We start from the raw sequence: 25,522 nt of genomic DNA on the forward strand, positions 1-25,522 counted from the left end.
CGCCAGTTTCTTAACTGGCGTCTTAATTTTATAAATGACAGACTACTTTACAAATGTAGTGTGTAGCGGTTCGCTTTACTCAACCCGCGGATCATTTCGATTTCCTCCGAAGACAGTGGGGCTGACTTAGCAGCCGTTACATTATTCTTCAACTGCTCCATACTACTCGCTCCAGGGATAATAACCGCTACAGACGGATTAGCTAGAGGATAATGAAGTGCAGTTTGTGCTAAGGGGCGAGAGTGGCTCGTTTCCTGGATAAGCTGATCATGCAACTTCAGAAGCTCCTCACTGCTGTAATCTAAGTACTTCTTCTCTGCCTTACTGCGACCGTTCTCCGAAAGGATGCCACCCGCCAAAGGACCCCGGGCAATAAGACTGATCCCATGCTCGGCCAGCAGAGGGAGGATTTCCTCCTCAGGACGTCGATCTAAAATGCTGTATTGGCTCATTACACTGACAATATTTGATTTTTTTACATATTCTCTAATGACATTAGGTCGAATAGAAGAGATCCCATAATATCGGATTAGCCCCTCTTGCTTAAGTTCTTCAAAGGCTTCAATAGTTTCATCTATCGGATCATCAATCGTTCCGCCATGCAGCTGATACAGATCGATATAATCCGTTTGGAGGCGTCTTAGGCTGTCTTTGACTGCGGATTTAATATAGGATTTTGATGGATCCCAGCTCCAGCCTTCTTGACCTGGAATTCTGCGGTTACCCACTTTTGTACTCAATATCACCTCACCGCGGCGGTGGCGAATCGCCTTACCAATGATCTCTTCATTACGACCCTCATCATACAGATCGGCTGTATCTAAAAAGTTAATGCCTTGATCGAGCGCTTCATGGACGATGGAAATGGCTTGTGCCTCATCCGTACCTAAGGACATGCATCCGAGTCCTACTTCACTTACATATAAGTCGGACTGACCCAAACGATTTTTATTCATAGGTTGTTCCTTTCTAATTCCGTTGTTTGTTATATTATAACGCCTTAAAGCATCGAATTCGAATGTAAATGAATGATTTCCTTTGACATTATAACCTAGAAGCATTATCGTCATAGCATATGTTATTTACTAGATGATGATGGATAGGGAGAGACTTGAACAAATGGAACAAGCAATGTTTGCAGGTGGTTGCTTTTGGTGCATGGTTACACCGTTCGAGGAGTTACCAGGTATCCAAGGGATTGTATCAGGATATGCTGGAGGATTAACCGAGACCCCAACTTACGAAGAAGTCAAAACAGGAACAACAGGACATTACGAGGTGGTACAAATTACGTTTGATCCAGCGCTTTTTTCATACGAGAAGCTGCTTGAATTATATTGGCCTCAGATTGATCCCACGGATGATGGTGGACAATTTCAGGATAGAGGAACACAATACCGGACAGCCATCTTTTACTATAACGAAGAACAACGTTTAGCAGCCCTTGGATCGAAGGAGCAGGTTGCTGTGAGTGGCAGATTCTCAGGACCCGTTGTGACGGAAATCCTTCCAGCGCCAACCTTTTATCGAGCGGAAGAATATCATCAGGACTATCATCACAAGAATCCCAAGCATTATAAAGAGGATCGTGAGCAATCCGGACGGGATACCTTTATCGCTAAACACTGGTAATTGTAGAAACGGAATTTCTAAAGTAAAAGAGCATCCTAAGTCGTTCATGGCTTACAGGTGCTCTTTTTGCATCATATACAAATTTTATATATTTTAAATTCTACATACTTTCTACACATTTATAGACTAAACTACTCTAAATTAAGCGAGAAATTAAAATGGAGGGTTTAAGATGAAAAAAATCATACCCATAGTTGCTGTAACATTGCTTCTAAGTGCAGTGTTAGCTGGCTGTCAATCGGGCAATAATGCCCCATCTGGATCAGATAAGCAAGCTTCTATATCGTCAGTGGATCAACCATGGATCGCATCAAAAAACACAACTCGTATAAACACTTCTGACCCGACTGAGGCAGCAGTTATCGTTTCACAAACCCTATGGACTGCACAGACGAAGAACAACAGACCTTCAAGTGTAGTATTAACGGATGTAAGCAATTGGCAGATTGCCGCGGTTAGTGCGGATTTGATCCATCATCCGAATAATGGCCCTATTCTTTTTACAACTAAAGAGGGTGTCCCTGAGGCAACGTTAGCAGAGCTTAAGCGATTGAATCCTTTAGGTGCAGAAGGTAATAATGGTGTAAAAGTAGTGCTCGTCGGACCCATGGCTTCCAATGTCGAAGAACAATTAAAGACACTGGATCTGAAAGTAGACCGAATTGAAGGGGACGAGCCGGCAGCTATAGCACAAGCCATTGATACTTATTATGCAAAAGCTTCTGGTGAACTTCCAAAGGCAGTCATTGTAGGTTCTATGGATAGTCCTGAGTACACACTGCCTGCAGTGAATTGGATCGCCCATATGCCAGAGCCGCTTCTCTATGTAACAAAAGATGAAATTCCAGACCCTACCGTTAATGCTTTGAAAGAGCGTGGAGGTTCGGCTACGATTTATATCTTAGGACCTGAAAAAGTTGTATCTACAGCAGTAGAAAAGCAATTACAGGAATTCGGCACAGTAACCCGTATAGCTGGAAAAGACATTTATGAGAATGCCATTGCTTTTGCTACTTTTAAGGACGCCAGCAACGGTTTCGGCTGGGGCATAACGACACCTGGACATAACTTGTCTTTGTTGACTACCGATTCAACGATGCTGGCGATCGCCGCTGCACCTTTTTCGCATTTAGGGAAACATGCACCGCTTATCTTTACGGAAAAAGACGGGTTGCCAGATTCCGTGATGGAATATATGATGACCCTTCAACCTAAATTTCAAGATTCACCAGCAGAAGGCCCCTATAATCATGCTTGGTTAACTGGGGACATCAACGTAATAAAAGAAAGTGCCCAAAGCGAAATCGATGATATGCTGGAAATCTCACCGGCGGCAGGAGGCAATCCACATTCCGGTCACTAGGCCACGAAGAGGGTGAACAACTTGAATAAGCTTCAGGTACTGATCGTTGACGATGAATGGAACATGCGGAATTTAATTCGGATTTATTTAACAAGAGAAGGAATAACCACTAGAGAAGCGTCAACGGGGCATGAGGCACTCACTTTGCTGAAACAACAGAACTTTGATCTAATCCTGTTGGATGTGATGATGCCAGATATGGATGGCTGGCAGGTCTGTAAAGCCGTTAGAGAGTTAAGCTCTGTCCCCGTTCTAATGCTAACAGCTCGCTCGGAAACTAAGGACAAGGTTCGTGGTCTCGGCATAGGAGCGGATGATTATCTCACCAAACCGTTCGAGCCAGAGGAATTAGTGGCAAGAATTTATTCTTTGGTACGGCGTTCAATGCTTACATCGACCCAACAACCTCTGAAAAAGGTTCTGAGCTACCCTGAGCTAGCGATTTACCCGGATGCTCGTGAGGTACATATTCTGGATACAGCAGTTGAGTTTACACTCAAGGAATTTGATCTGCTAACGGCCTTGGCGCAAAATGCGCACCGTGTCTTTACGAGAGAAGAACTAGTGGAGCGTTTATGGGGCAATGATTATGAGGGTGAGAACCGTGTCATCGACACACATATTAAGAATATTCGCGAGAAATTACATAAGGCGGGTCTGTCTTATAATCCTGTTCAAACGGTATGGGGATTAGGCTATAAATTTGAGATCCCAGGTAATCATCTATGAAGAATAATATGATCGGACTGAAGCTCGGGTCAGTTATTATGTCTGTTTTTTTAGTTGTTTTGTTTATTCTTGGGATAACGATAGACCGAATGTTTACCAGCTTTTATTACAACGAGATGCAAAAAGAAACTGAGGAGCTAACCTCGCATTTTATCGGAATGGCTGAATCACCGGATAGTTCAAACGAGCAGATGATGAGTACTTTTGCAGAGTTTTCGGACGTGAGTATATTTAATATTTCAAAAGACGGTAGTGTCATTCTCCATTCGGGTGTTCATGACCGCGCAGATCGTTCATTCATAAATGCTTCGGATATTAGTCGGATATTTGCCGGAAAAAGTGTGAATTTTGAGTATACAGATCCTACTGGACACAGATATTTCATCACTGGGAAACCAATTTCAAATGGTCAAACCATCCAGTCTGCACTATATGTAATGTCCTCTACAGAGAATATGAAGCAATCCTTGGCTTCTATCCGTAATCTATTGTTGCTCGCAGGAATTGGGGCCTTTATATTGGCACTAGGGATCACGGGAATAATTAGTTTGTTGTTATCCAGGCCGCTGATCAAGATGCAGAAGGCGACTAGAAAAATTGCTGCCGGTGAATTGGAAACGAGACTTTCCATACGGAGTAACGATGAAATCGGATTTTTGGCAGGAGCTATTAACGACCTTGCTATAGATCTGCAAAGATATAGGGACACGCGTCAGGAATTTTTAGCCAACATTTCTCATGAACTACGAACACCCATCACTTATTTGAAGGGGTATACTAAGGTCGTAAAGGATGGGCTTTATGAGACCGAAGGGGAACGAGATCTGTATTTGGATATTATTCACGAGGAAGCGCATCGGCTTGAGCATCTGGTAGAAGATTTATTTGAACTGGCAAAGATGGAAGAAGGTAAAATCTCACTTACGCTGGACTGGATAGATCTTAAGCACATGGCAGAACAAGCGGTACGCAGAGTGGAATTGAAAGCCAAAGAAAAGGGACTTCAGCTGAAGATTATGTATCATGGAGTTTCGTATAGGGTTCGTGGAGATGAAAAGCGTATGGAACAGATTATGATGAATCTTCTGGAGAATGCGATCCGTTATACGGATGAAGGTGAGATTACCGTCCATGTAGATGAGGATGTCGACGGAGATACCGTTTTATTTATTGTAGAGGATACCGGAATAGGTATTCCTGAGGAAGAACTGCCCTATGTCTTTGAACGCTTCTACAGAGTTGAGAAATCACGATCCAGGCAATATGGTGGTACAGGTCTTGGACTATCCATTGTTAAAAAGCTTGTAGAATTACACGGCGGTAAGATTCGAATTACAAGTCAGCCTGGAGTTGGAACCCGATGCGAGGTACGGCTGCCTAGATTAACAAAATCCGAAAAGTAAGAGCCAAAAGAGACTTTGCGTATGTACGCGAAGTCTCTTTTTAATTGTTGTCAGCTAACGCTATTTTGCTGGCTCAAGCTCTTCAAGTGCCCACTCGCAAAATTGTATAGAGCTCTCCATATCGAGCACACGTTTCCGAATGAGTAAATAGCGTCCAAAAGTCGTTGCTTTTAATTCACGACTCTCACTTCGTTCATCACGTAAGACTTCGTTAGCTTTCAGCAAGACCTTGTATCGTTCTAGCTCACTTTTACAAAACTCCGCTCGTTTTTGTAGAAGTTCTTTTGCCTCCTCGGGTTTGGAGAGCCATAGACTATACAGCTTAAAATGTAGCTCGTCCCGTAGGACTGGAGGCTCAGCTGGAGTTTCCACCCAATTCCGCAATTGCTCAAGTCCTGCTTCCGTAATGGAGTATTCCTTTTTATCCGGCTTATCCGATTGCTCAATGAGCTGATATGAAATGTAACCTTGCTGCTCCATGCTCATAAGAAGAGGGTAGATTTGACTATGTCCTGCTCGCCATAACGGTTTGATATTCTGTGTTAATTCATATCCAGACAACGAGTTAGCACTTAGTAAAGCAAGAAGTCCATAAGACAGTGTATTCATTACTATGAAGCCCTCCAGTTATTATAAATCCGTTTTCATTGTGATTTTTGGCGATATGTCATCATTGACATATTATCCATACGATTATAACATTATTTAAGTTGAATTATATATGTAAAAGTAGACATATAAAAAAGATGAGGAGGGGTAGCATGGACGTTAAACAAGAAAGTAAAATTCATTTTTGGCCTATAATGATTGCCATATTCTTCGGAAACTTCGTCTCTGTCTTAAGTACAACGACCATCAACATAGCTGTTCCTCTTTTAATGAATCATTTCCATTCGAACCTGAACACTATGCAATGGATGGTTACAGGTTTTATGCTAGCAACGGGAGTAACTGCACCACTTGCCGGATATCTGGGAGGCAGATTTAGCTATAAGCGACTGTATCTATTCGCTTTGATGGGATTCACCATGTTCTCCTTACTCTGTGCAATAGCTTGGAATCCAACCTCTTTGATTGTATTTCGAATGCTTCAGGGGTCTTGCAGCGGGCTGATTATGGCCTGTACGATGACGATTATATTCCAAGTGATTCCAGCTGAACGCAGACCTTTCGCCGTGAGCCTATGGTCGCTATCCGCGATGGTAGCCCCAGCCATAGGTCCGACATTTAGCGGATGGTTACTTCAGTATGCTAGCTGGCACTGGTTATTTTTAATTAACATTCCCATTGGGATCATTGCTGTTATTCTAACCGTAACGTTAATTCCATACTATCGAATGAATGTTCCGAAATCATTTGATATTCCTGGCTTCCTAACTGTTGTACTGGGCAGCTTATCTTTATTAACCGCATTTAGCCAAGGCAATAGCTGGGGATGGAGCTCATGGAAGACCCTATCCTTAATACTTATGGGGATCGTACTTTTAGTTTTCTTCGTCTTGCACGAGCTGAAGGCGGAAGTACCATTGCTGAATCTGCGTGTCTTTCGAAATCGGCGCTTTACTGCCATGCTTAGTATCTATAGTTTGGTGACGATAGCAATGTATGCTGGAACTTACTTAACTCCATTGTTCTTACAAACGGTAGAAGGAGCAACAACACTTAAAACGGGGCTTATCTTATTGCCATCTTCGATTCTGCTGGCTTTACTTAGTCCAATCGTGGGTAAGATGTATCCAAAGTTTGGGCCTGTGAAGTTAATTTCTGCTGGTATTTTATTTATTTTCATCGGTTTATTCATGATGAGCCGGCTGCATACAAATGTTTCTTACAGCTTCATTATGTGGGCAATGGTTGTTCGGAATTTAGGTATTGGATTAGCTAACGTTCCGAGTAGCACGGCGTCTATGGAGGAAATTCCAGTCGAATGGTCAGGTCATGCCACATCGATCAACAACTGGGTTCGGAATGTGTTAAGCTCACTTGGGATTGCGGTGTTCACTTCTATTTTGTCCACAAGATCCTTACTGCACTCTAAAGAATTGATCAGTTCAGGTGCAGGTAATGCAGATTCGATAAGATTATTATCGTTCACTATGGGTGTGAATGATGTATTCGTAGTCGGCTCTATCATCGTGTTGTTTGGATTACCACTTATGTTTTTATTGCGCAAGAAGCGTAGTGTAATTTCTGTTCAAAGTGCGGGATAACCTTCGCATCACATTAGAAAAGCAGACCAAGGGCTTAGCCTTGATCTGCTTTTTTTATGTTTTTATATGTGAGAAGTATGTGGAAAGTATCTTGAAACGAAGGTATTATAAATACATCCATTAATATCAATTGAGGGGAGCAAGACAGCAGTGGGAAGAGGACTACAAAGTATTTTATTTGATTTGGATGGTACATTAACGGACCCTAAAGAAGGCATAACAAAAAGCGTAGAATACGCATTGAACAAATTTGATATTCAGATCGAGCATTTGGATAAACTTCTTCCTTACATAGGCCCACCTCTTTATGATTCATTTATCGAGCTGCATCAGTTCTCAGAGGAACAAGCGCAACAAGCAGTTGTATTCTACCGTGAGCGTTACAGCACCGTTGGAATGCTTGAGAATATGGTGATTGATGGTATACCGCAATTGCTGGAAGACCTCAAGAATAAAGGATTTTCATTGTATGTAGCTACCTCCAAGCCTACTGTTTTTGCAAAACAAATTCTTGAGCATTATAAACTAGATCATTATTTTGAGCATATCGGTGGTAGTAATCTAGATGGCACCCGTTCTAAAAAGAAAGATGTGATACAGTACGTACTCGATCAGAATGCTATTCTTCCGGAGGAAGCTGTGATGATTGGGGACCGAGAGCATGATATTATCGGTGCTATAGGTTGTGGAGTAGAATCTATTGGTGTGACGTTTGGTTACGGACCTAAAGAAGAACTGGAGAATGCTGGGGCAGATCATATCGCTTATCGTGTAGAAGAAATTGCGGATATCATCCAACATATATCATTAAGAGAGCGGTGTGCGAAATGATCCAACCTCGTAATTCAATCTTGGAGGGCAATACAGTCAAGCTGATTCCAATGGATGACAGCCATGTAGAAGGGCTAGCGAGAGTATTAAGAAATCCAAACATCTGGGAATTTACTTGGCGAAAAATAACGTCGGACGAGCAGGTACAGGATTTAATCACAACCGCATTCGCAAATCAAAACAATGAATCGCAAATTCCCTTCGTCATCCTTGAAAAAGCTACTGGACAAATCGTCGGTACCACTCGAATCATGCATCCGGATTTGGTTCATCGCAATGCTGAAATCGGATGTACGTGGATCTCACCTGAATATTGGAGAACGAGTGTGAACACCGAGGCTAAGTCATTACTGCTTCACTATTGTTTTGAAGAGCTTAAGCTGATTCGTGTAGAGTTTACAGTGGTGAAGACTAACTTGAGGTCACAAAGAGCGGTAGAACGATTAGGGGCTGTAAAAGAAGGGGTTCTACGCCAGCATAGAATTAGATCTGATGGTTCGATTCATGATAATGTTGTCTTTAGTATTTTGGATAACGAATGGCCATCGGTAAAAGAGAATCTGCACTATTTATTAAATGAGAAGTACTCATAATTATATAAAAGAAGCCAAGAGTCCCTCTCTTATGGAGAAGGACTCTTGCTCTATAGATCAGCCACTTGGCTGTTTATGGTTATTGTTTAGGACTTACAAGAATTTTCACTTGATTTTTTTCCTTCAAAAGCGCCTCGAACCCATGTTCAATTACTTCGTTCAATTTGATTCTTTTAGTCACCAATTTGTCCGCAGGGAAGTAACCTTGTTCCATGAGACTAATTACTGCTGGGAATACATCACGGTATCCGATGATACCAGTTAAATTACGTTCTTTAAGTACGATGTTGTTTGGAGTAATCGTAGCATCTTTTTCAAAAATACTAACGATCATGATTTGACCACTTAATTTAGTGGAATTGATAGCTTGTGTTAGAACGGGAGGGACACCTGTGACTTCAAAAGCAACATCCACGCCGCCATCGGTACGTTTTTGAATTTCTTCAACCACATCATATTGTTTAGGATCGATTACAATACCACCAAGTTCCTCAGCTTTGCTCTTACGTTCTTCTGAGAGTTCAACAACATAAATTTCAGCTGCACCGGAAGCTTTCAAAGCTTCAATCACAAGCAAACCGATAGGGCCAGCGCCAAATACTACAGCTTTATCTCCGACCTTCAATTGACTGGAACGAACAGCATGCAGAGCAACTGCAGAAGGTTCTACTAGAGCGCCTTGCTCATAGGACAAGCTGTCAGGAATTTTGTGCACCATATGTTGGTCTGCTGCAACGTATTCTGAGAATCCACCGCCGCCTCCAGCCAAACCTAGGAAGCCCATTTTTTCACAAAGATTGTATTTGCCTTGTCGACAAGCTACACATTCACCACATGCAAAAACTGGTTCAACGACAACTCGATCACCAACATTAAACTTGCTAACGCCTTGACCTACTTCAACGATTTGTCCAGAGAATTCATGTCCCATTACGACTGGCGCTTTTTCACCAGTAAGGGGATGATCTGTACCTTGGGGAATGAAAATAGGACCGGCTACATATTCGTGAAGATCGCTGCCACAAATCCCGCACCATTCTATTTTGATTTTCACTTTTCCTTCAAGTGCTGCTGGTTCTTCAATCGTTTCTAACCGTAGATCTTTGACGTTATGCCATCTTAATGCTTGCATATCATTCATCTCCTAGATTAATTAATTGATAATAAATAGTGTTTTTCTCCTGGAAAAGAGGAAACGTTTCCGAGAACAAATATGTCACATAATTTTCATATTGTCAAATTTAAATACTAAAATATTAATATCGAAAATTAGTGAAAAATTTCACCTAAACTTAGAGGTAGCAGGCATATATAGACTGTGTGGTACTTGCTATAAGTGCTTTTATAAGTCCATATATGTTATAATAAATACATTGCAAAAACGGCTTGAATGAGACGGATAGATTTAATAATAGCTATGATTACGGAAACGATTCCGAAAATGAGGGGACTATCAACTTGGCTAATAAAAACAAAGTAACCATAGAGGATGTAGCGAAACGAGCGGGAGTAGGTATTGCTACTGTTTCAAGAGCGATTAATAATTCGGAGGGAATTAGTTCCAAGACTAAGGCATTAGTACTGCAAGTGATTGAGGAGATGGGTTTTACACCTAATACCTCTGCACAAAGTCTGAAGATTCGCCAAACGAAGCAAATCGCTCTGGCCGTTCCCGACATTCGAAATGCCATTATTCCAGATATCGCCTGGTCCGTGGAGCAAGCAGCTAAACAGGACGGATATCGAGTCATTCAGATTAATACTTCCGGAAATCCGCGGACAGAGCTCGAAACGATTCGTGAGATCAAGAAATTACATGTTGATGGACTCATTATCATGCCTCTTGCTTATCCCAAGACTATGGTAGAGCTAATTAATAAATCGAGTGTTCCTGTCTCGATCATTAACTACGGGAAACGCATTACAGAGAATGTGAAAGCGGATATCGTAAGCCTGTCACGTTTTGAGGGCCAGCTAATCATGGAACATCTAAGCAATATTGGCCGAATTAGAATTGCTTACGCAGGAGCTCAGAAGGATCTCATTGAAGATCGTTATCTTGCCTATCAGCAGGCGTTAAATCAAGTGGATATTTCTTTGGTTTATTTTGGCGAGGATTTCTCCTTGCAAACGGGGGTACAAGCTGCAGATTATTTCTATAGCCTGACCCATATGCCAGATGCAATATATGCTGTAAATGACATGGTTGCTATAGGGATTGTAAACCGATTTAAAGAGTTAGGCGTTCGTGTTCCTGAGGATGTGGCAGTGGTAGGGGTGGATAATAACGCATGGACAACCATTACAAGTCCGCAGATTAGTTCGGTCTCGATCATGGGCAATGAAGTCGCCCGATTGGCTACTCAGCTTCTGTTGCAACGCATTCAGGATAATATTACGGGCGACTACCAAAGGGTGCAGCTTGATCCGCGTTTAATTGTGCGAGAGTCTAGTGTTTCGGTTAAGCGTAGTACGACAGGTTGAAAATCCTCTAAATCCTGTTAGACTTAATACTAAGTAAGTTGATGGGGGAATATGAAATGAGGAGATTATTATGGCTAATATATATAAAAGCGTAACAGATTTGATTGGTAATACACCGTTATTGGAAATTTCGAAATATAGTAAATCTCAGAACGTTGAAGCAAAAATCCTTGCCAAGTTAGAGTCTTTTAATCCTGGAGGTAGCGTCAAGGATCGTATAGGTTATGCGATGATCAAAGATGCTGAGGATAAAGGCTTAATTCACAAAGATTCTGTAATTATTGAGCCAACAAGTGGCAATACCGGCATTGGCCTTGCAATGGCTGCGACCAGCCTTGGGTACCCGTTGATTATCGTACTTCCGGATACGTTCAGTATTGAACGCCGTAAGGTGATGGCTGCACTTGGTGCTAAGCTTGTATTAACACCTGGAGCTGAAGGGATGAGCGGTGCTCTGAAAAAGGCGGAGGAATTGGCAGCGGAAATTCCACATGCATTCATTCCACAACAATTCAGCAACCCAGCTAACCCTGAAATTCACAGAACGACAACTGCAGAGGAAATTTGGCGGGATACTGATGGAAATGTAGATATTTTTATTGCGGGTGTTGGTTCTGGAGGCACCATATCAGGGGTTGGGGAAGCTTTGAAGGCTAAGAACCCTTCTGTGCAGATCGTCGCTATCGAACCGTTTGATTCACCGGTATTATCTGGTGGCCGGCCTAGTGCGCATGGAATTCAAGGGATTGGGGCTAACTTCATTCCGGAGATTTACAATAAAGAGGTTGTTGATGAGATTTTTCAGGTGAAGAATAAAGACGCATTTAATGTAGCGCGTGAAATTGCCAAGACCGAGGGATTACTTGTAGGGATCTCGTCTGGCGCCGCGGTATATACAGCTACAGAAATTGCTAAACGTCCAGAAAATAAAGGGAAGAAGATTGTGGTGATTTTGCCTGATACTGGTGAACGTTATTTAACAACTACTCTGTTTGATTTTAATGAATAGCTTGAACCAACCTATGACTTGAAGTTGATACAAATTTGGAGGCTCAGCGGAATGCTGAGTCTTTTTGTGCATTTAGTAACTAAAGAGTGATCAATTCAGCCCCTTATTTTACCAATGGCTATGGTACAATATAGCATAAATCGTAGTAGTTCTAAAAAAGGAGTATGAAACGTGTGAATGTGTTCAAAAAAGTTAGAAATAATTATGTGATTTGGCATGCAAATCGTATTCAGTTACTGGATTTTCCTTCAAGTCCTGTCATTAGAAAGAAAGTGGTTTTTTCGGGTAGAGTTCAAAACGTAGGATTCCGCTTGGAATTATATACGATTGCTGAAAGAATGAAATTAACGGGTAGGGTACAAAATTTAAACGACGGAAGTGTAGAGGTAGAAGTACAAGGAGAAGAGCAGCGAATCTCTTTTCTAGTCCATTGCATGAAATCATTGAAACGGGCATCTGTAAAGAAAGTAACTATGAGTGATCTGCCTCTTAATGAGAGTGAGAAAGATTTTACGATAGTGAAATAAGTACATATGGATTAGTAGAATTAAGAAGTGGATTGTCTTTTTTGGATTAGGAAGATAAAGGAGAAAGAATATGAATAGATTAATTGGGACTAAAGTTTCTCAGTTCATTCTTCGCTGTGTAATACACAGAATAGAATAAAATGGAACTATTGCTTAAGCCATGCGTAACCGATAAATAAAAGAGATTATGATAGAGCAGGAGGTACATATGAACTACAGAATTTTTAGAAAGATGCTTCTTACCACACTTGCCACCCTGATGTTAAGTGTTTTGCTTCTTCCGGTTTTAACTTCAGCCAAGACAGCTGTACCTAAGCATACTGGGTCATTTTATGTGAATGATTTTGCGAATGTGATCGACGAGAAAGCTGAGAATTACATGGTGAACTATGGAATTCGATTACATCAGGATACGGGTGCTCAAGTCGTAGTGGTGACAGTCGATTCTACAAATGGAGTTTCGATGGAAGAGTATGCAACTTCGCTATTCAATAGCTGGGGCGTAGGCTCTGCGGATAAGAATAACGGGCTTTTGCTACTGCTTTCTATAAAAGATGATGACTACTGGGCGGTACAAGGTAAGGGTATTGAGGACACGTTGCCTAACAGTAAGATTAAAGATATTCTCTCTCAATATCTTGAGCCGGATTTTGCAGCTAAAACTTATAGTAACGGTGCACGTAAAACTTATGGCGCTTTTATTCAAGCCATGGGTGGGACCTGGGTGGAGAATGTCGGCACCAAAAACTATGTATCCGATAATGCCGGTGTACTCAAAAAAGTAACAAAGGATTATTTGAACGAATCTAGCAACAGATATAAAACTACAACTGGCAGCGGAATTTATGTGGTTACTGTAAAGAACGCAGGAGATAAAACACTTCAGGATTATACCTACATGAAGTTTGCCTCCGTTGCTGCTGGCCCTAAGGATGTTATGCTCGTGCTAGACATAGGTGGAGACAACTATCATGTTCTGCAAGGGAAGGACATCGACAAGGTTCTAACTAATGATGCAATCAGCAATATTTTGGATACTGTACTTGAGCCCCAATTTGTGAAAAAAGATTACGGAACGGGAGCTACGGAAACTTCTAATGCGTTGTACAGCTTCTTATTGGCTAGAGCGGATCAATCCGTTGGAGCGACGGGAAATAGTGGAGGCACTACAGCCGCCAATTCTTCCTCAACAACCACTTCAGCAAAGGAGACTAGTGTTAGTGTAGGAAAAGGCCTTCTAATTTACTTGTTGATATTTGCTCCGCTCATACTATTCGGATATGGTCTTTCACGACGCAATAAATATATTGAAATGTACGGTTTGCCATTTAATCCGTATAGCCCAAGAAATATTCGGCGGTATGGGAATTGGTACGGTCAAGCGGATTACGGTTATGGTAGACGTTGGCACAGACGTTATAATAATCACTATAATAATCACCATCATCATCATAGAAACACACCATCCAATAACTCACAGTCAAGCTTCTGGGGAAACAGTGGTGGAGGCGGATCTACTAGAGGTGGCGGAGCAGGACGATATTCCTCAAGCAACGAGAATCGTGGGGGCGGAGGCTCGAGTAGTGGCGGAGGTGCAGGTAGACATTCTTCTAGCTCTTCCAGCAGCAGCTACTCTAACAATGATAGTGGCTCTTCCGGTGGAGGAGGTTATTCCGGCGGTGGTGGATCATCAGGTGGTGGGGGTAGCGCCAGCAGTGGTGGCGGAGCGGGTAGACACTAAAAAGGTTGAAGATGAGCAGGTTTCCGGGTTATCCGAAACCTGCTTGTTTTGTTTTAGGAGGTTACTTATTTGTTTTAGGTTGTTACTTAATAGTAACTTTTCATAAAATTTATCGTCTATGATAAAGTTAGACATTTATTTTCAAATTCCGTAATAGTCAGGGAGGAAAAAAGAAGTGAGCACTTCATCATTACCTCAACGTTCCACCGTACGCAAAAAGAAGCCAACAAAAAAACGTAAGAAACGGAGCTTTTTCCGAACACTATCCAAAGTGTTTTTATTCTGCTTAATTTTGTTGATTGCTGGAGGCGGTTGGTTTTACTTTGCACCTTCGGCTAAAAATCTGCGCTATTCAATCGCTGATACACTGATTACAACACAGCACCGCTACATGGCTAAATATATTATTGGTGAGGACGGATTAAAGAACAGAGTGACTGAATATAGCGCCCAATTTGAAGAGATGGGGGTCGAAAAGGATACACATACCATCACTCCTGAACCAGAAGTAAAAGAGAAACCACTGGTCGAGATAGAAAATGTATCAGGTACTGGATATTCCGGATATGTCATGATCGTTAATGATCCTACTAAAGTTCGTTTGGGAATTCCGGATAAAGTAGGGTCAGGTGAGAAAGTAACTAGTATGGTGAAGCGCACAGGTGCTATCGCTGGAGTTAACGGTGGTGGATTCGCTGACCCCAACTGGAAAGGTAACGGATTTAAACCTATCGGTATTGTGATCTCACAAGGTAAGTTATATTACAACGGTCTCGGTGGCAAGAAATCCACGCAAATCGTAGGTCTTGATAAACAAGGGAAGATGGTTGCTGGAAATTATTCTTTAGACGAGATTAGTAAAATGGGTGTTCAGGAGGCAGTGACTTTTAGCCCTCGTTTAATCGTCAATGGAAAAGGATTGATTAAGAACGCGGCTGAAGGTTGGGGAATTGCACCAAGAACAGCGATGGGCCAGCGAGCTGACGGAGCGATTATATTTGTTGTTATTGATGGAAGACAACCTACTTATAGTATTGGTGCAAATCTATACGATGTGCAGCAAATCCTTCTTAAGCATGGAGCAGTGATTGCTGCCAATTTGGATGGGGGTTCTTCTACCGTACTGGTAAAAGACAACGAGATTATGAACAAGCCATCTTCTCAATATGGGGAACGATATTTACCTACGGCTTTTCTTGTGTTTGAGCACCCTGAGCAAGTCGATATGCCGAATATTTGGAAGGGACTTGACCCCTCCAAAATTGATGCTGCTAAGAAGCGTACACGCTAAAGCACTCTTAATACGTAAATAAGATAAGGATTATCTTGGATTGCCATATGAAAATATGCTACGATATCACCTAGCATGAAACAGAATACAGAACTAACAGGTCTGGAACAGGGGGAATAGGAGTGACGTTGCAACAACTCCGCTACGCTATCGAAATTGCAAATAGTGGCTCCATGAATGAGGCGGCAAAGAAGCTCTTTGTTTCTCAACCGAGCCTGTCCAATGCCATTAAAGAGTTAGAAAGTGAACTGGGGATTACGATTTTTGAGCGGACCAACCGTGGAATCAGTATTTCCGTTGAGGGAATGGAATTCCTGGGTTATGCCCGCCAAATTATTGAACAGACAGAGCTTATGGAGAATCGTTATACGGGGAAAAAGCGTAGTCCGATCTATTTTTCCATCTCTACGCAGCACTACGCCTTTGTGGTTGACGCCTTTGTAAATCTCATGAAGCACAATGACGTCTCAGAATACAACTTTAGCTTGAGAGAGACGCAAACCTACGAGATTATCGAAGATGTACGTACCTTGCGTAGTGATTTAGGAATTCTTTATATTAACGAGAGTAACTATAAGCATATGAATAAACTGTTTAGTGATGGCAATCTGAAATTCACACCACTTTTTAATACCGATCCGCATCTTTATGTTCGAACCGGACACCCGCTGGCTCATAAGGACGTCATTACACAGGATGATATTGTGCCGTTCCCTTATATCACTTTTGAACAGGGTGAGAACAATTCACTGCACTTCTCAGAGGAAATGTTAAGCTTTTCACAAATTGAGAAGAATATTAAGGTGAATGACCGAGCGACACTGACCAATTTATTAATGGGTACGGATTGCTATACGGTAGGCACAGGAATTCTGGCGTCTGATCTAAATGGTGATGGACTGAAGACGATTCCTTTTGAGAGCAATGAAGTATTTACGGTTGGCTGGATAGCGCATAAAGATCGCAGACCGAGTGTAATGGCATCTAAGTATATCGAGATTTTGAATGACCTGGTTTCAGGAAGTTATTTTGATCTAAATCATTTTTTACTATAGCAGTAGGAGGATCGGTATGATTAGACCCGTAATTGGCACCCAGAGAAATGCTCCACCCTTTCGCTACGATATCGTTGGCAGCTTCTTACGAACGGATGAGATAAAAACAGCCCGCCTCCAATATGACAATGGTGAAATCACGGGCAGTCAGCTTCATGAAATTGAGAATATTGAAATCGCCAAACTACTGGAACTGCAAAAAGAAGTGGGTTTATTGGCGGTCACAGACGGGGAATTTCGCCGTTCCTGGTGGCATCTCGATTTCTTTGTAGGGATTAAAGGAACTGAGAAGATTAACTTAAATCAAGGAAGAGCGGAAGCGGTTCAGCGCGCGGAATCTTTTCGAATCGTGGACCGGATTGCTTTTGAAGATCATCCAATGATCGACCAATTTATCGCTTTGAAACAAATGGCCGGAGACCGAATTCCGAAAATGACGATCCCTTCACCTGCTTTATTTCACTTTGTGGAGGACTTTAACGGGAATGAAGTTTACCCGGATCAAGAAACCCTATTCCAAGATATTATTGCTGTTTACCGAACTGCAATCCAAGCGTTCTATGATGCAGGCTGCCGTTACCTCCAGTTAGACGATACAACTTGGGGAACGCTGTGTAGTGGTAGACATCGGGCGCATTTACGAAGCAGAGGTACAGATCCAGATCAGTTGGCTAAGGATTATGTTAGGCTGATTAACGAGAGCATTGCCAATCGTCCAGGTGATATGACGATCGCGCTTCACGTATGCCGAGGTAATTTCCGTTCCACATGGTTCGCAGCTGGTGGTTATGAGCCTGTGGCCGAAGAACTTTTTTCGAATACTAAAGTGGATGCTTTTTTCTTGGAGTATGATAATGAGCGGGCGGGCGATTTTGAGCCCTTACGATTTATTAAAGATCAATTTGTGGTATTGGGACTAGTAACTACGAAACATGGTGGTCTTGAGAGCAAAGAGCAGCTCAAAGCGCGTATTGAAGAAGCGGCACAATATGTAGATATTGAGAAGCTTTGCTTAAGTCCTCAATGTGGGTTTGCTTCCACCGAGGAAGGAAATATCCTAACCGAAGAAGAGCAGTGGGATAAATTACGTCTCGTAATTGAAACAGCCCAAGAGGTTTGGGTATAAATAAAATAAGTTTTTAGAAGGCTCCTGTTTGATTTAGGGGCCTTTTTTATGCGTGTATTGTAACAGCTTAGAGGATTAACCTACCAGCGCACTTTACTAGAGCTATTAATCAAGGGTATAATAAGTAACAATTGTTTTTAATTCATGTTGAAAGAGAGCGGGAACAATATGGGTCGTAAGTGGAATAATATTAAGGAAAAGAAAGCCTCCAAAGACGCCAACACAAGTCGCGTCTATGCAAAGTTTGGTGTTGAGATTTATGTAGCAGCCAAGAAAGGTGAACCCGATCCAGAAGCAAACCGGGCCTTGAAGGTTGTATTAGAACGTGCAAAAACTTACAATGTACCAAAAGCCATTATTGACCGCGCAATGGATAAAGCCAAAGGCAGCGGTGATGAGAATTATGAAGAGCTTCGTTACGAAGGATTTGGACCTAACGGTTCGATGATCATCGTCGATGCACTTACGAATAACGTTAACCGTACAGCGCCTTTGATCCGTTCTACATTCAGTAAGAATGGCGGGAATATGGGTGTCAGCGGATCTGTAGCCTACATGTTTGACTCAACTGCTGTTATCGGTGTAGAAGGTAAAACTGCCGATGAAGTGATTGAGATGATGTTCGATGCAGAACTTGATGTACGTGATGTTCTAGAAGAGGATGAAGCGGTTATCGTGTACGCTGAACCTGATCAGTTCCATGCTGTACAAGAAGTGTTCAGGAATGCAGGAATCACTGAGTTTACGGTTGCTGAGCTGAACATGCTTCCACAGAACTATGTAACACTTCCTGAAGATGCACAAGCCCAGTTCGAGAAATTGATTGATGCCTTAGAAGATTTAGAAGATGTTCAACAAGTGTATCATAACGTAGATTCTGAGGACTAAGAATAACATATAACAAGGCGATGGAGTTCGCCACAACCGTCTCTTCAGACTAATGACTCCTACCAGAGTGAGCTTCACTGGTAGGAGTCTGTTTTGTTGCTAGAGACTAATTTATACTGACTTTGGGAGTTGCTGTTATGAATCAATGGTCTGCACGATGGCATGAATTCGTGAAGAAAAGAAGTCATTTTGCACTTTGGAGTACATTTATCAAATGGATTGTACTCGGAAGTGTGGTTGGACTCTTATCGGGAACTGCCTCGGCTTTCTTTCTGAAAAGCTTAGACTATGTAACAGATGTACGTTTAGAGCATCCATGGCTACTTTATTTGCTGCCTCTTGGGGGAGTATTTGTTAGTTTCTTATATATGCGTTACGGAAAAAACAGCGCTAAAGGAAATAACCTTATTATAGAACAAATTCAGGATGGTACAGAGACCATTCCATTACGCATGGCACCCTTAGTATTGTTAGGAACACTGGTCACTCACTTGTTTGGTGGATCTGCCGGACGGGAGGGAACAGCTGTACAAATGGGAGGAAGCCTCGCGGAGTGGTTTGGGAAATTAATCAAAATCAGCCCGTTAGATCGCAAAATACTGTTAATGTGCGGGATTAGCGGGGGCTTCGGTTCTATTTTCGGAACACCGCTGGCTGGAACCTTATTTGGTCTAGAGGTAGTAACCATTGGACTTATTAGCCAACAGGCATTACTTCCATGTTTTGTGGCTAGCTTTGTTGGTGATCTGGTCACCACTCGATTGTGGGGCGTTCATCATACTCACTATGTCGTGAATGAATTTCCAACCTTAAGTTTAATGATTATTCTAAAAGTGGTATTGGCCTCTGTAATTTTTGGTCTCGTGAGTATGCTTTTCAGTGAACTGACTCATTTACTAAAAAGAATCTTCACCGCCATGATAAGCAATCCTATGATAAAAGGTGCAGTGGGTGGTTTGATTATCATAGCGTTAGTATTCCTTGTAGGGTCCCGTGATTACTTAGGCCTCGGAATTCCATTAATCAAGGATTCTTTTGAGGGAGATGTCTCTCCTTTCGCTTTTTTATGGAAGCTGATCTTTACCGCCTTTACCTTAGGAACAGGATTTCAGGGTGGTGAGGTTACTCCGCTATTTGCGATTGGAGCCACATTAGGTAATGCTTTGGCTGGAATTTTACATGTATATGGACCGTTTCTGGCAGCTCTCGGATTCATTGCTGTCTTCTGTGGAGCTACCAGTACGCCTATCGCTTGCTTTTTAATGGGGATTGAGCTGTTCGGGTCAGAGGGGGCTGTATACATGTTCATCGCTTGTGTAGTGAGTTATTTATTCTCCGGACATAGTAGTATTTATACTTCACAGCTTATTGGTGTATCGAAGAGCCAGTTCATTTCAATTCCTCAAGGGACTAGAATAAGTAATGTTAAACGACCTCGCAAAAAATAACAACATTTCCCGTTCTAAGTTGACAAGTAACGGCATGCGTTTTAAACTGTTACCAAACGAAGGGATGGTTTAACATGATTCATGTAGAAACTGTAAAGTTATATACCAGAGGCTGCTCCGAACAATCGGATACAAACGATGAAACGTTGTCCGGAGCTTAATCGAAAAGCGAATCGCTTTTTATATCATCGAAAGATAGCTAGGTCATTTTAGTGTGATTATTCATGCTTATTTGATTGCGCCATCTTCCGATGTTAATGATTAAGAGGCTGTAGACAATTTTCGTCTACAGCCTTTTGTGTTATATTGCTCAGTTTCTACACTGACATTTATATGTTTGTGCCGTTCATTCGTGTACTGACAAGCAGAAGGCTAGCACCTAAGGGTGCAGTGTCTTCTGCTTTTTTTGCGTTCTTAATTAATTTTAGAAAAGAGGAATAGGAAATGAGTTTACTTGAGGTTTCTAATTTATCACATGCTTTTGGCGATAAGGTTCTATACAAGAATGTTTCTATGGAATTGTACAAGGGTGAGCATGTCGGTGTGGTTGGCCAGAATGGAACGGGGAAAAGTACGTTTATTAGCATTTTGACAGGCGAAGTGATCCCGGATGATGGAATGATAAAGTGGCAGCCCAATATTACAATCGGTCATCTCGATCAATATGCTGTCATGGATGGAAACCGTACGGTTCATAATTATTTAAGACAGGCTTTCTCAGAATTATATGAACTAGAACGAAAAATAAATGAGCTCTATGAAGAGTGCGCTGTTACTGGCAACGAAACGTTATTACAAAAGGCAGCAGACTACCAGGAACGATTAGAAGCGCTAGACTATTATTCGATGGAGAGCAACATCAGTAAGATGGTTACCGGTCTAGGGATCAACGCGATTGGAATCGACCGTCCCATCGAGCAGTTAAGCGGGGGGCAACGGACGAAAGTCATTCTGGCCAAGCTTTTACTTGAACAACCAGATGTGTTATTACTCGATGAACCAACCAATTATTTGGATAAGGAACATGTTAACTGGCTCGCTGAGTATCTGATTGCATTCAATCAAGCGTTCATTGTAGTGTCTCACAACTATGCCTTTCTCGATAAAATATCCACTAGTATTTGCGATATTGAGGGCGAAACGATTAAAAAATACCACGGGAAATACTCGGATTTTGTGAAGCAGAAGGAACATTTACGAGAGAGTCATATCCGGCAATATCATGCACAGCAGAAAAAAATCGAAACCACTGAGCAATTCATTCGAAAAAACGGTGCAGGTGTTAATTCCAAAATTGCCCGTGGTCGCCAGAAACAGCTGGATAGAATGGAACGAATCGCTGCTCCGACATTTGTCTCCAAAGCGTCTATTCGCTTTAAGGAGCTTCCGTGCATGTCACAAGTAGTCCTTAAAGTGGATCACTTAGTCGTAGGTTACGATAAGCCTTTGTTGCCTAAATTGAAGTTCTCCATTCGCGGTGGACAAAAGCTCGTGATTACGGGCTTCAACGGAATCGGGAAATCAACTTTACTAAAGACGTTGGTTGGAGAGATCCAAGGGATTACCGGTAGGTTTCAGTTCGCAGAACAAGTTAAAGTGGGTTATTTCGAGCAAGATTTAACTTGGGAAGACGATACAATGACACCTATTCAGGTGATTTCAGCTTATGATCCCAAACTGACTGTAAAGGAAATACGTCGCTATCTAGCGCAGTGTGTTGTTAAAGATAACCTTGTAACACAGTCAATACGTACACTCAGCGGCGGGGAGCAATCTAAAGTTAAGCTGTGCCTATTACTGCTTTCAGAATACAACTTCCTAATCATGGATGAGCCGACCAATCACTTAGATGTTGAAACAAAAGATGCTTTACAGAAAGCTCTAATCCAATTTAGTGGAACTGTGATACTTGTTTCTCATGAAGAACAATTTTATAAGGGATGGGTTGATCGTGTGCTCAACATAGGAGATGAAACCAGCAATAAAGGAGTTAAGTACTAATGCAAACCATGAATGATCATTGGAAAAGAAAAATAACCCTATTTCTAACGGCTCAAACCATATCTTTATTTGGACCGTTATAGTCGTGAAAAAATGATAATGCTAGCGGATGACGTGATTGGGATCGCTACACTTATCCTCGCCGTGATGTTTTTGATGGGTTATAACAAGGACCCTTTACTCTGGATGAGGTAAATTCTGCAACTACAAATAAACTGGGAACTTTTATAACACGAGATAATAATGTTAGGGATAATTTACTTAATGAAATTGCCAACGCATACTCAAATGAGTTATAAATTTATTATGGAGACTGAATGATCAGTCTCCATCTTTCTTCAGTAAGGAGGTAGTTATGAAAAAAATTAGCATCATTTCAATTTCACTGATAATTTTATTGATTTTAATATTTGTATTAATCAGACCAACGCAAGAGATCCTTAGCGTTAGCCTTGTATCGGAAACAACGGAAATCACTTACACTGACAGTGAAAGCATTCGAATCTTCGAAGATGCTATAAGAACTGTTAAAAAAGTACGCGGGGCTGTCGATGTGGGGCCACCATCCTATCGAATGACTGTTACTTACGCTGATTCTGAGGTTGTTGATTTTAGCCTTTATATAGATCTTAAAGCTAAAAATGGCTTTCTGATTAAAAATAGCAATAGCGAAAAGATGCTGAATTTAAAAGATAAGAATGCGGTAGAGCTAGCTGATCTTTTAAGTAAAGAAAAGTTAGAATAATATTTGAGACATTCTAAAAAGATCTTAAAGATTATAGTTTTAGAAACTCAATCTAAAAAATTAATTTTTATGTTGTAAATTGCAGTTTATTGATGAAAAACTGTAAATGTGGTAAATATATTATGTTATGATTAATCAAATTTTCTATTGTCGTTAGTGATACGACAGAGTTGGATTTGTACTGGGACACACCCAGTTCATAAACATAGGGCTTATTTTGTCATGGAGACGATAGACACCTGTTTGCTGTCTATCGTCTCCATGGCTTTTTTGTACCTATTGGAGGAGATAAAGTGGATATGGTTGATATTAGTCGAGCAGCTGAGTAAGTACTTGCTGTGTTGCATTCAGAAATGCTCCCGTTACATGAATATGATGAAGTTCATATCAATGTATCGGGTAGGGTAGATATTGACGCGACGGTGCTTGTAGCCTTCACGATTATCATACTCCCAAAGGAAAAATCAAGCTTGTCCATATGCGTGTCGATAGAGATTTAGAAGGTACGACTAATAGACAATTTTTTTGGCCGCAGACTGATGTATATCTTCAGTACTTAAGCGAAAAACTTGATCTTCCCTTAATTGTTATATGGGGTTAATTAAGTTTAGAAGAGAGAATTCGGAACCGTAAAATGTTTCCAGACTCTAGCTGCTGTTTCTGCACTTCGTATATGAAAAGAGACGTTTATGCGTATTGGGTTCGTCAATTCGATAATTGCAAGATCCTATTATTGACCGGTGAACGATCTTAAGAATCTAAGGAACGATCTAAGAAACCTGTTTTCATGCTTCATTCGGCACATGCGACGAACAAAAAGAATCGCACCGGTCCGCTAGCTGATAGTATCCAAGTGGAGACAATTCTTTTACTCGCTGGTATTACAGTGATTATGTGCGCCTTGTATGCAGTGATTAAACTTCTTGCCTTAGCAAAGGACTACGATTAACATGAAGTTATTCCAAAAAAATACAATCATAGCCCAGGTGATCTTAGATCGGTAAATTGTGGAGGGGGTTAGGTATGTATATCCATATATCTTCTTTAACACAGTTCCAAGGATTAGAGCCAATTGACTCATCCCTCGAGCTATTCCTTAATCAGCATTTAGATCGTTATGATAAGTTGGAGCCTCACATCCATGCTTTTGTATCGGAAGAGAAAAGAACAAATAGAATCATGAGTGAAGTAGCGCTGCTAAGACAAACCTATCATGAGCTCCCAAAACCATCATTATACGGAGTTCCAGTAGGAGTTAAGGATCTAATTCATATAGACGGCTTGCCCACTCGTGCCGGTTCAAATCTTCCTCCACAGGAATTAACGCGTTCAGAAGGTAGTTTTATTAAAAAGCTGCGGCAAAAAGGAGTATGGTTTACAGGCAAAACGGTGACCGAAGAGTTCGCATATGCCGGGCATCTCCCAACTCGTAATCCTCATCATTTGGATCATACACCAGGCGGCTCTAGTGCAGGGTCTGCAGCGGCAGTTGCCACGGGTATGTGTCCATTTGCGATAGGCACACAAAGTTTGCGTTCTGTTATGGCACCTGCTTCTTTCTGTGGTGTTGTTGGATTTAAGCCAAGCTATGGACGTATCCCTTTGGATGGTGTTCAGTTGATGTCCCCTTCATTTGATTCGATGGGATTTTTCACACAGGATATGGTTAGCATGGAGCGGATCTCTTCAGAACTCATCTCGGAATGGAGGCCTTTCGAATCTAACCGTAAACCAGTGCTTGGTATTCCAGAAGGGGTATTCATGACTTTATTGGAAGAGGACGCTAAACATACTTTTTGGAGCCAGATTAAGAAGTTGGAAGAGGCGGGCTTCATCATAAAAACGGTTAAGATGCCATGGGAAGATAGTTTCATCTATGGGGATGCAATGTTGAGATTAGTACAAGGGGAAATGGCTCAAGTGCATGCTGTACGATTTGAAAAATATAAAGATTACTATGGTTCGGCGATGCGTGCTGGTATTGAATCAGGTCAAACCATCAAAGAGGAAGAACTGGAGCGATATCGTAGAGGACAAATCAAATTGAGATATGATCTACTTTATGTTCAAAAGACAGAGGGGATTGATATTTGGGTCTCGCCCGCTCAAGCAGGAACTGCTCCATTGTGGGGAACACGGACAGGATGGGCTGGAATGACGGCCATTTGGTCATACGCAGGAGCGCCAACTGTGAGCATTCCTTCAGCCACTATTCATAACATGCCTTTAGGATTTCAATGTATTGGGGCTTACGGGCAGGATGAAGAGCTTATATATTGGAGTAGACTTGTATCACTAGCACTGGGGTGAGCCTATTTGGGCTACAGATGGGGCGTGTTCGAGGTTAGATAACAGAGTGGGTCTTCAATACAATTGAAGATCTACTTTTTTTGTATGAAGTGAGAGTTTTTCTGTTAGGGATCGTCTATAGAGTATCGTGCTTCAA

22 protein-coding genes and 1 riboswitch are annotated in these 25,522 nt (G+C 41.6%); of the genes, 19 read left to right on the forward strand and 3 right to left on the reverse strand.

Annotation, left to right across the window (positions count from 1 at the left end; all coding sequences use genetic code 11):
- Positions 1 to 47: 47 nt before the first annotated feature.
- Positions 48 to 956 carry an aldo/keto reductase gene (locus MKX41_RS07075; protein ID WP_340969272.1) on the reverse strand — a complete coding sequence of 303 codons (909 nt, stop codon included), beginning with the start codon at positions 954 to 956 and terminating at the stop codon, positions 48 to 50.
- Between the two features lie 163 nt (positions 957 to 1,119).
- On the opposite strand from MKX41_RS07075, the gene msrA reads away from it, so the two are divergent.
- The 4 genes from msrA (at position 1,120) to MKX41_RS07095 (ending at position 5,127) form a co-directional block, all read left to right on the forward strand.
- Positions 1,120 to 1,632, forward strand: a complete 513-nt coding sequence (gene msrA / locus MKX41_RS07080; RefSeq protein WP_340969273.1) for a peptide-methionine (S)-S-oxide reductase MsrA — start codon at positions 1,120 to 1,122, stop codon at positions 1,630 to 1,632.
- Positions 1,633 to 1,804: 172 nt separating this feature from the next.
- Positions 1,805 to 2,995, forward strand: coding sequence for a cell wall-binding repeat-containing protein (locus tag MKX41_RS07085; RefSeq protein ID WP_340969274.1), 1,191 nt, complete (start codon positions 1,805 to 1,807; stop codon positions 2,993 to 2,995).
- Between the two features lie 21 nt (positions 2,996 to 3,016).
- Positions 3,017 to 3,724 carry a response regulator transcription factor gene (locus tag MKX41_RS07090; RefSeq protein WP_340969275.1) on the forward strand — a complete coding sequence of 236 codons (708 nt, stop codon included), beginning with the start codon at positions 3,017 to 3,019 and terminating at the stop codon, positions 3,722 to 3,724.
- Entirely contained in the window at positions 3,721 to 5,127 is a 1,407-nt protein-coding gene (locus MKX41_RS07095) for a sensor histidine kinase (protein WP_340969277.1), read from the forward strand. Before MKX41_RS07090 ends, MKX41_RS07095 begins: the two co-directional genes overlap by 4 nt.
- A 60-nt stretch (positions 5,128 to 5,187) precedes the next feature.
- Here MKX41_RS07095 and MKX41_RS07100 read toward each other — a convergent pair whose 3' ends face one another.
- Entirely contained in the window at positions 5,188 to 5,736 is a 549-nt protein-coding gene (locus MKX41_RS07100) for a PadR family transcriptional regulator (RefSeq protein ID WP_076285812.1), read from the reverse strand.
- Positions 5,737 to 5,888: 152 nt separating this feature from the next.
- Between MKX41_RS07100 and MKX41_RS07105 the strand changes: the two genes are divergently transcribed.
- The 3 genes from MKX41_RS07105 (at position 5,889) to MKX41_RS07115 (ending at position 8,761) form a co-directional block, all read left to right on the forward strand.
- Positions 5,889 to 7,337, forward strand: a complete 1,449-nt coding sequence (locus tag MKX41_RS07105; protein ID WP_339803623.1) for an MDR family MFS transporter — start codon at positions 5,889 to 5,891, stop codon at positions 7,335 to 7,337.
- 150 nt (positions 7,338 to 7,487) lie between these two features.
- The gene (locus MKX41_RS07110) at positions 7,488 to 8,168 is read left to right on the forward strand and encodes an HAD family hydrolase (RefSeq protein ID WP_340969279.1); all 681 of its coding nucleotides are present in this window, start codon (positions 7,488 to 7,490) and stop codon (positions 8,166 to 8,168) included.
- A complete protein-coding gene (locus MKX41_RS07115; protein ID WP_339271085.1) occupies positions 8,165 to 8,761 on the forward strand; it encodes a GNAT family N-acetyltransferase in 597 nt (198 codons plus the stop codon). The genes MKX41_RS07110 and MKX41_RS07115 overlap by 4 nt, the downstream gene beginning before the upstream one ends.
- A gap of 79 nt (positions 8,762 to 8,840) precedes the next feature.
- Here MKX41_RS07115 and MKX41_RS07120 read toward each other — a convergent pair whose 3' ends face one another.
- Complete coding sequence (locus MKX41_RS07120) at positions 8,841 to 9,893, reverse strand: 2,3-butanediol dehydrogenase (RefSeq protein ID WP_042187954.1); 1,053 nt, start codon at positions 9,891 to 9,893, stop codon at positions 8,841 to 8,843.
- A gap of 326 nt (positions 9,894 to 10,219) precedes the next feature.
- Here MKX41_RS07120 and MKX41_RS07125 point away from each other — a divergent pair, with 326 nt between their 5' ends.
- The 12 genes from MKX41_RS07125 (at position 10,220) to MKX41_RS07180 (ending at position 25,386) form a co-directional block, all read left to right on the forward strand.
- The gene (locus MKX41_RS07125) at positions 10,220 to 11,245 is read left to right on the forward strand and encodes a LacI family DNA-binding transcriptional regulator (protein ID WP_340969281.1); all 1,026 of its coding nucleotides are present in this window, start codon (positions 10,220 to 10,222) and stop codon (positions 11,243 to 11,245) included.
- Positions 11,246 to 11,315: 70 nt separating this feature from the next.
- Positions 11,316 to 12,254 (forward strand): cysteine synthase A, encoded by a 939-nt coding sequence (cysK, locus tag MKX41_RS07130; RefSeq protein WP_340969282.1) that lies wholly within the window; start codon positions 11,316 to 11,318, stop codon positions 12,252 to 12,254.
- Positions 12,255 to 12,418: 164 nt separating this feature from the next.
- A complete protein-coding gene (locus MKX41_RS07135; protein WP_340969284.1) occupies positions 12,419 to 12,781 on the forward strand; it encodes an acylphosphatase in 363 nt (120 codons plus the stop codon).
- A 208-nt stretch (positions 12,782 to 12,989) separates the two neighbouring features.
- Positions 12,990 to 14,522, forward strand: coding sequence for a TPM domain-containing protein (locus MKX41_RS07140; protein WP_340969285.1), 1,533 nt, complete (start codon positions 12,990 to 12,992; stop codon positions 14,520 to 14,522).
- Positions 14,523 to 14,697: 175 nt separating this feature from the next.
- Positions 14,698 to 15,813, forward strand: coding sequence for a phosphodiester glycosidase family protein (locus MKX41_RS07145; protein ID WP_340969287.1), 1,116 nt, complete (start codon positions 14,698 to 14,700; stop codon positions 15,811 to 15,813).
- Positions 15,814 to 15,935: 122 nt separating this feature from the next.
- Positions 15,936 to 16,868, forward strand: a complete 933-nt coding sequence (locus MKX41_RS07150) for a LysR family transcriptional regulator (RefSeq protein ID WP_042187960.1) — start codon at positions 15,936 to 15,938, stop codon at positions 16,866 to 16,868.
- A 16-nt stretch (positions 16,869 to 16,884) separates the two neighbouring features.
- Positions 16,885 to 17,994, forward strand: coding sequence for a 5-methyltetrahydropteroyltriglutamate--homocysteine S-methyltransferase (locus MKX41_RS07155; RefSeq protein ID WP_340969289.1), 1,110 nt, complete (start codon positions 16,885 to 16,887; stop codon positions 17,992 to 17,994).
- 168 nt (positions 17,995 to 18,162) lie between these two features.
- On the forward strand, positions 18,163 to 18,882 hold the full coding sequence (locus tag MKX41_RS07160; RefSeq protein ID WP_042187963.1) for a YebC/PmpR family DNA-binding transcriptional regulator: 720 nt from the start codon (positions 18,163 to 18,165) through the stop codon (positions 18,880 to 18,882).
- 7 nt (positions 18,883 to 18,889) lie between these two features.
- Positions 18,890 to 18,951, forward strand: a riboswitch (Fluoride riboswitch).
- A 68-nt stretch (positions 18,952 to 19,019) separates the two neighbouring features.
- Complete coding sequence (locus MKX41_RS07165; RefSeq protein WP_042187964.1) at positions 19,020 to 20,330, forward strand: voltage-gated chloride channel family protein; 1,311 nt, start codon at positions 19,020 to 19,022, stop codon at positions 20,328 to 20,330.
- A 444-nt stretch (positions 20,331 to 20,774) separates the two neighbouring features.
- The gene (locus MKX41_RS07170; RefSeq protein WP_340969291.1) at positions 20,775 to 22,331 is read left to right on the forward strand and encodes an ABC-F family ATP-binding cassette domain-containing protein; all 1,557 of its coding nucleotides are present in this window, start codon (positions 20,775 to 20,777) and stop codon (positions 22,329 to 22,331) included.
- A 355-nt stretch (positions 22,332 to 22,686) separates the two neighbouring features.
- A complete protein-coding gene (locus MKX41_RS07175; RefSeq protein WP_340969292.1) occupies positions 22,687 to 23,076 on the forward strand; it encodes a hypothetical protein in 390 nt (129 codons plus the stop codon).
- 1,023 nt (positions 23,077 to 24,099) lie between these two features.
- Positions 24,100 to 25,386 (forward strand): amidase, encoded by a 1,287-nt coding sequence (locus MKX41_RS07180; protein ID WP_340969294.1) that lies wholly within the window; start codon positions 24,100 to 24,102, stop codon positions 25,384 to 25,386.
- Positions 25,387 to 25,522 lie beyond the last annotated feature (136 nt).

This window comes from Paenibacillus sp. FSL R5-0475 (assembly GCF_038004585.1).
In the GTDB taxonomy this organism is placed as follows: domain Bacteria; phylum Bacillota; class Bacilli; order Paenibacillales; family Paenibacillaceae; genus Paenibacillus_AQ.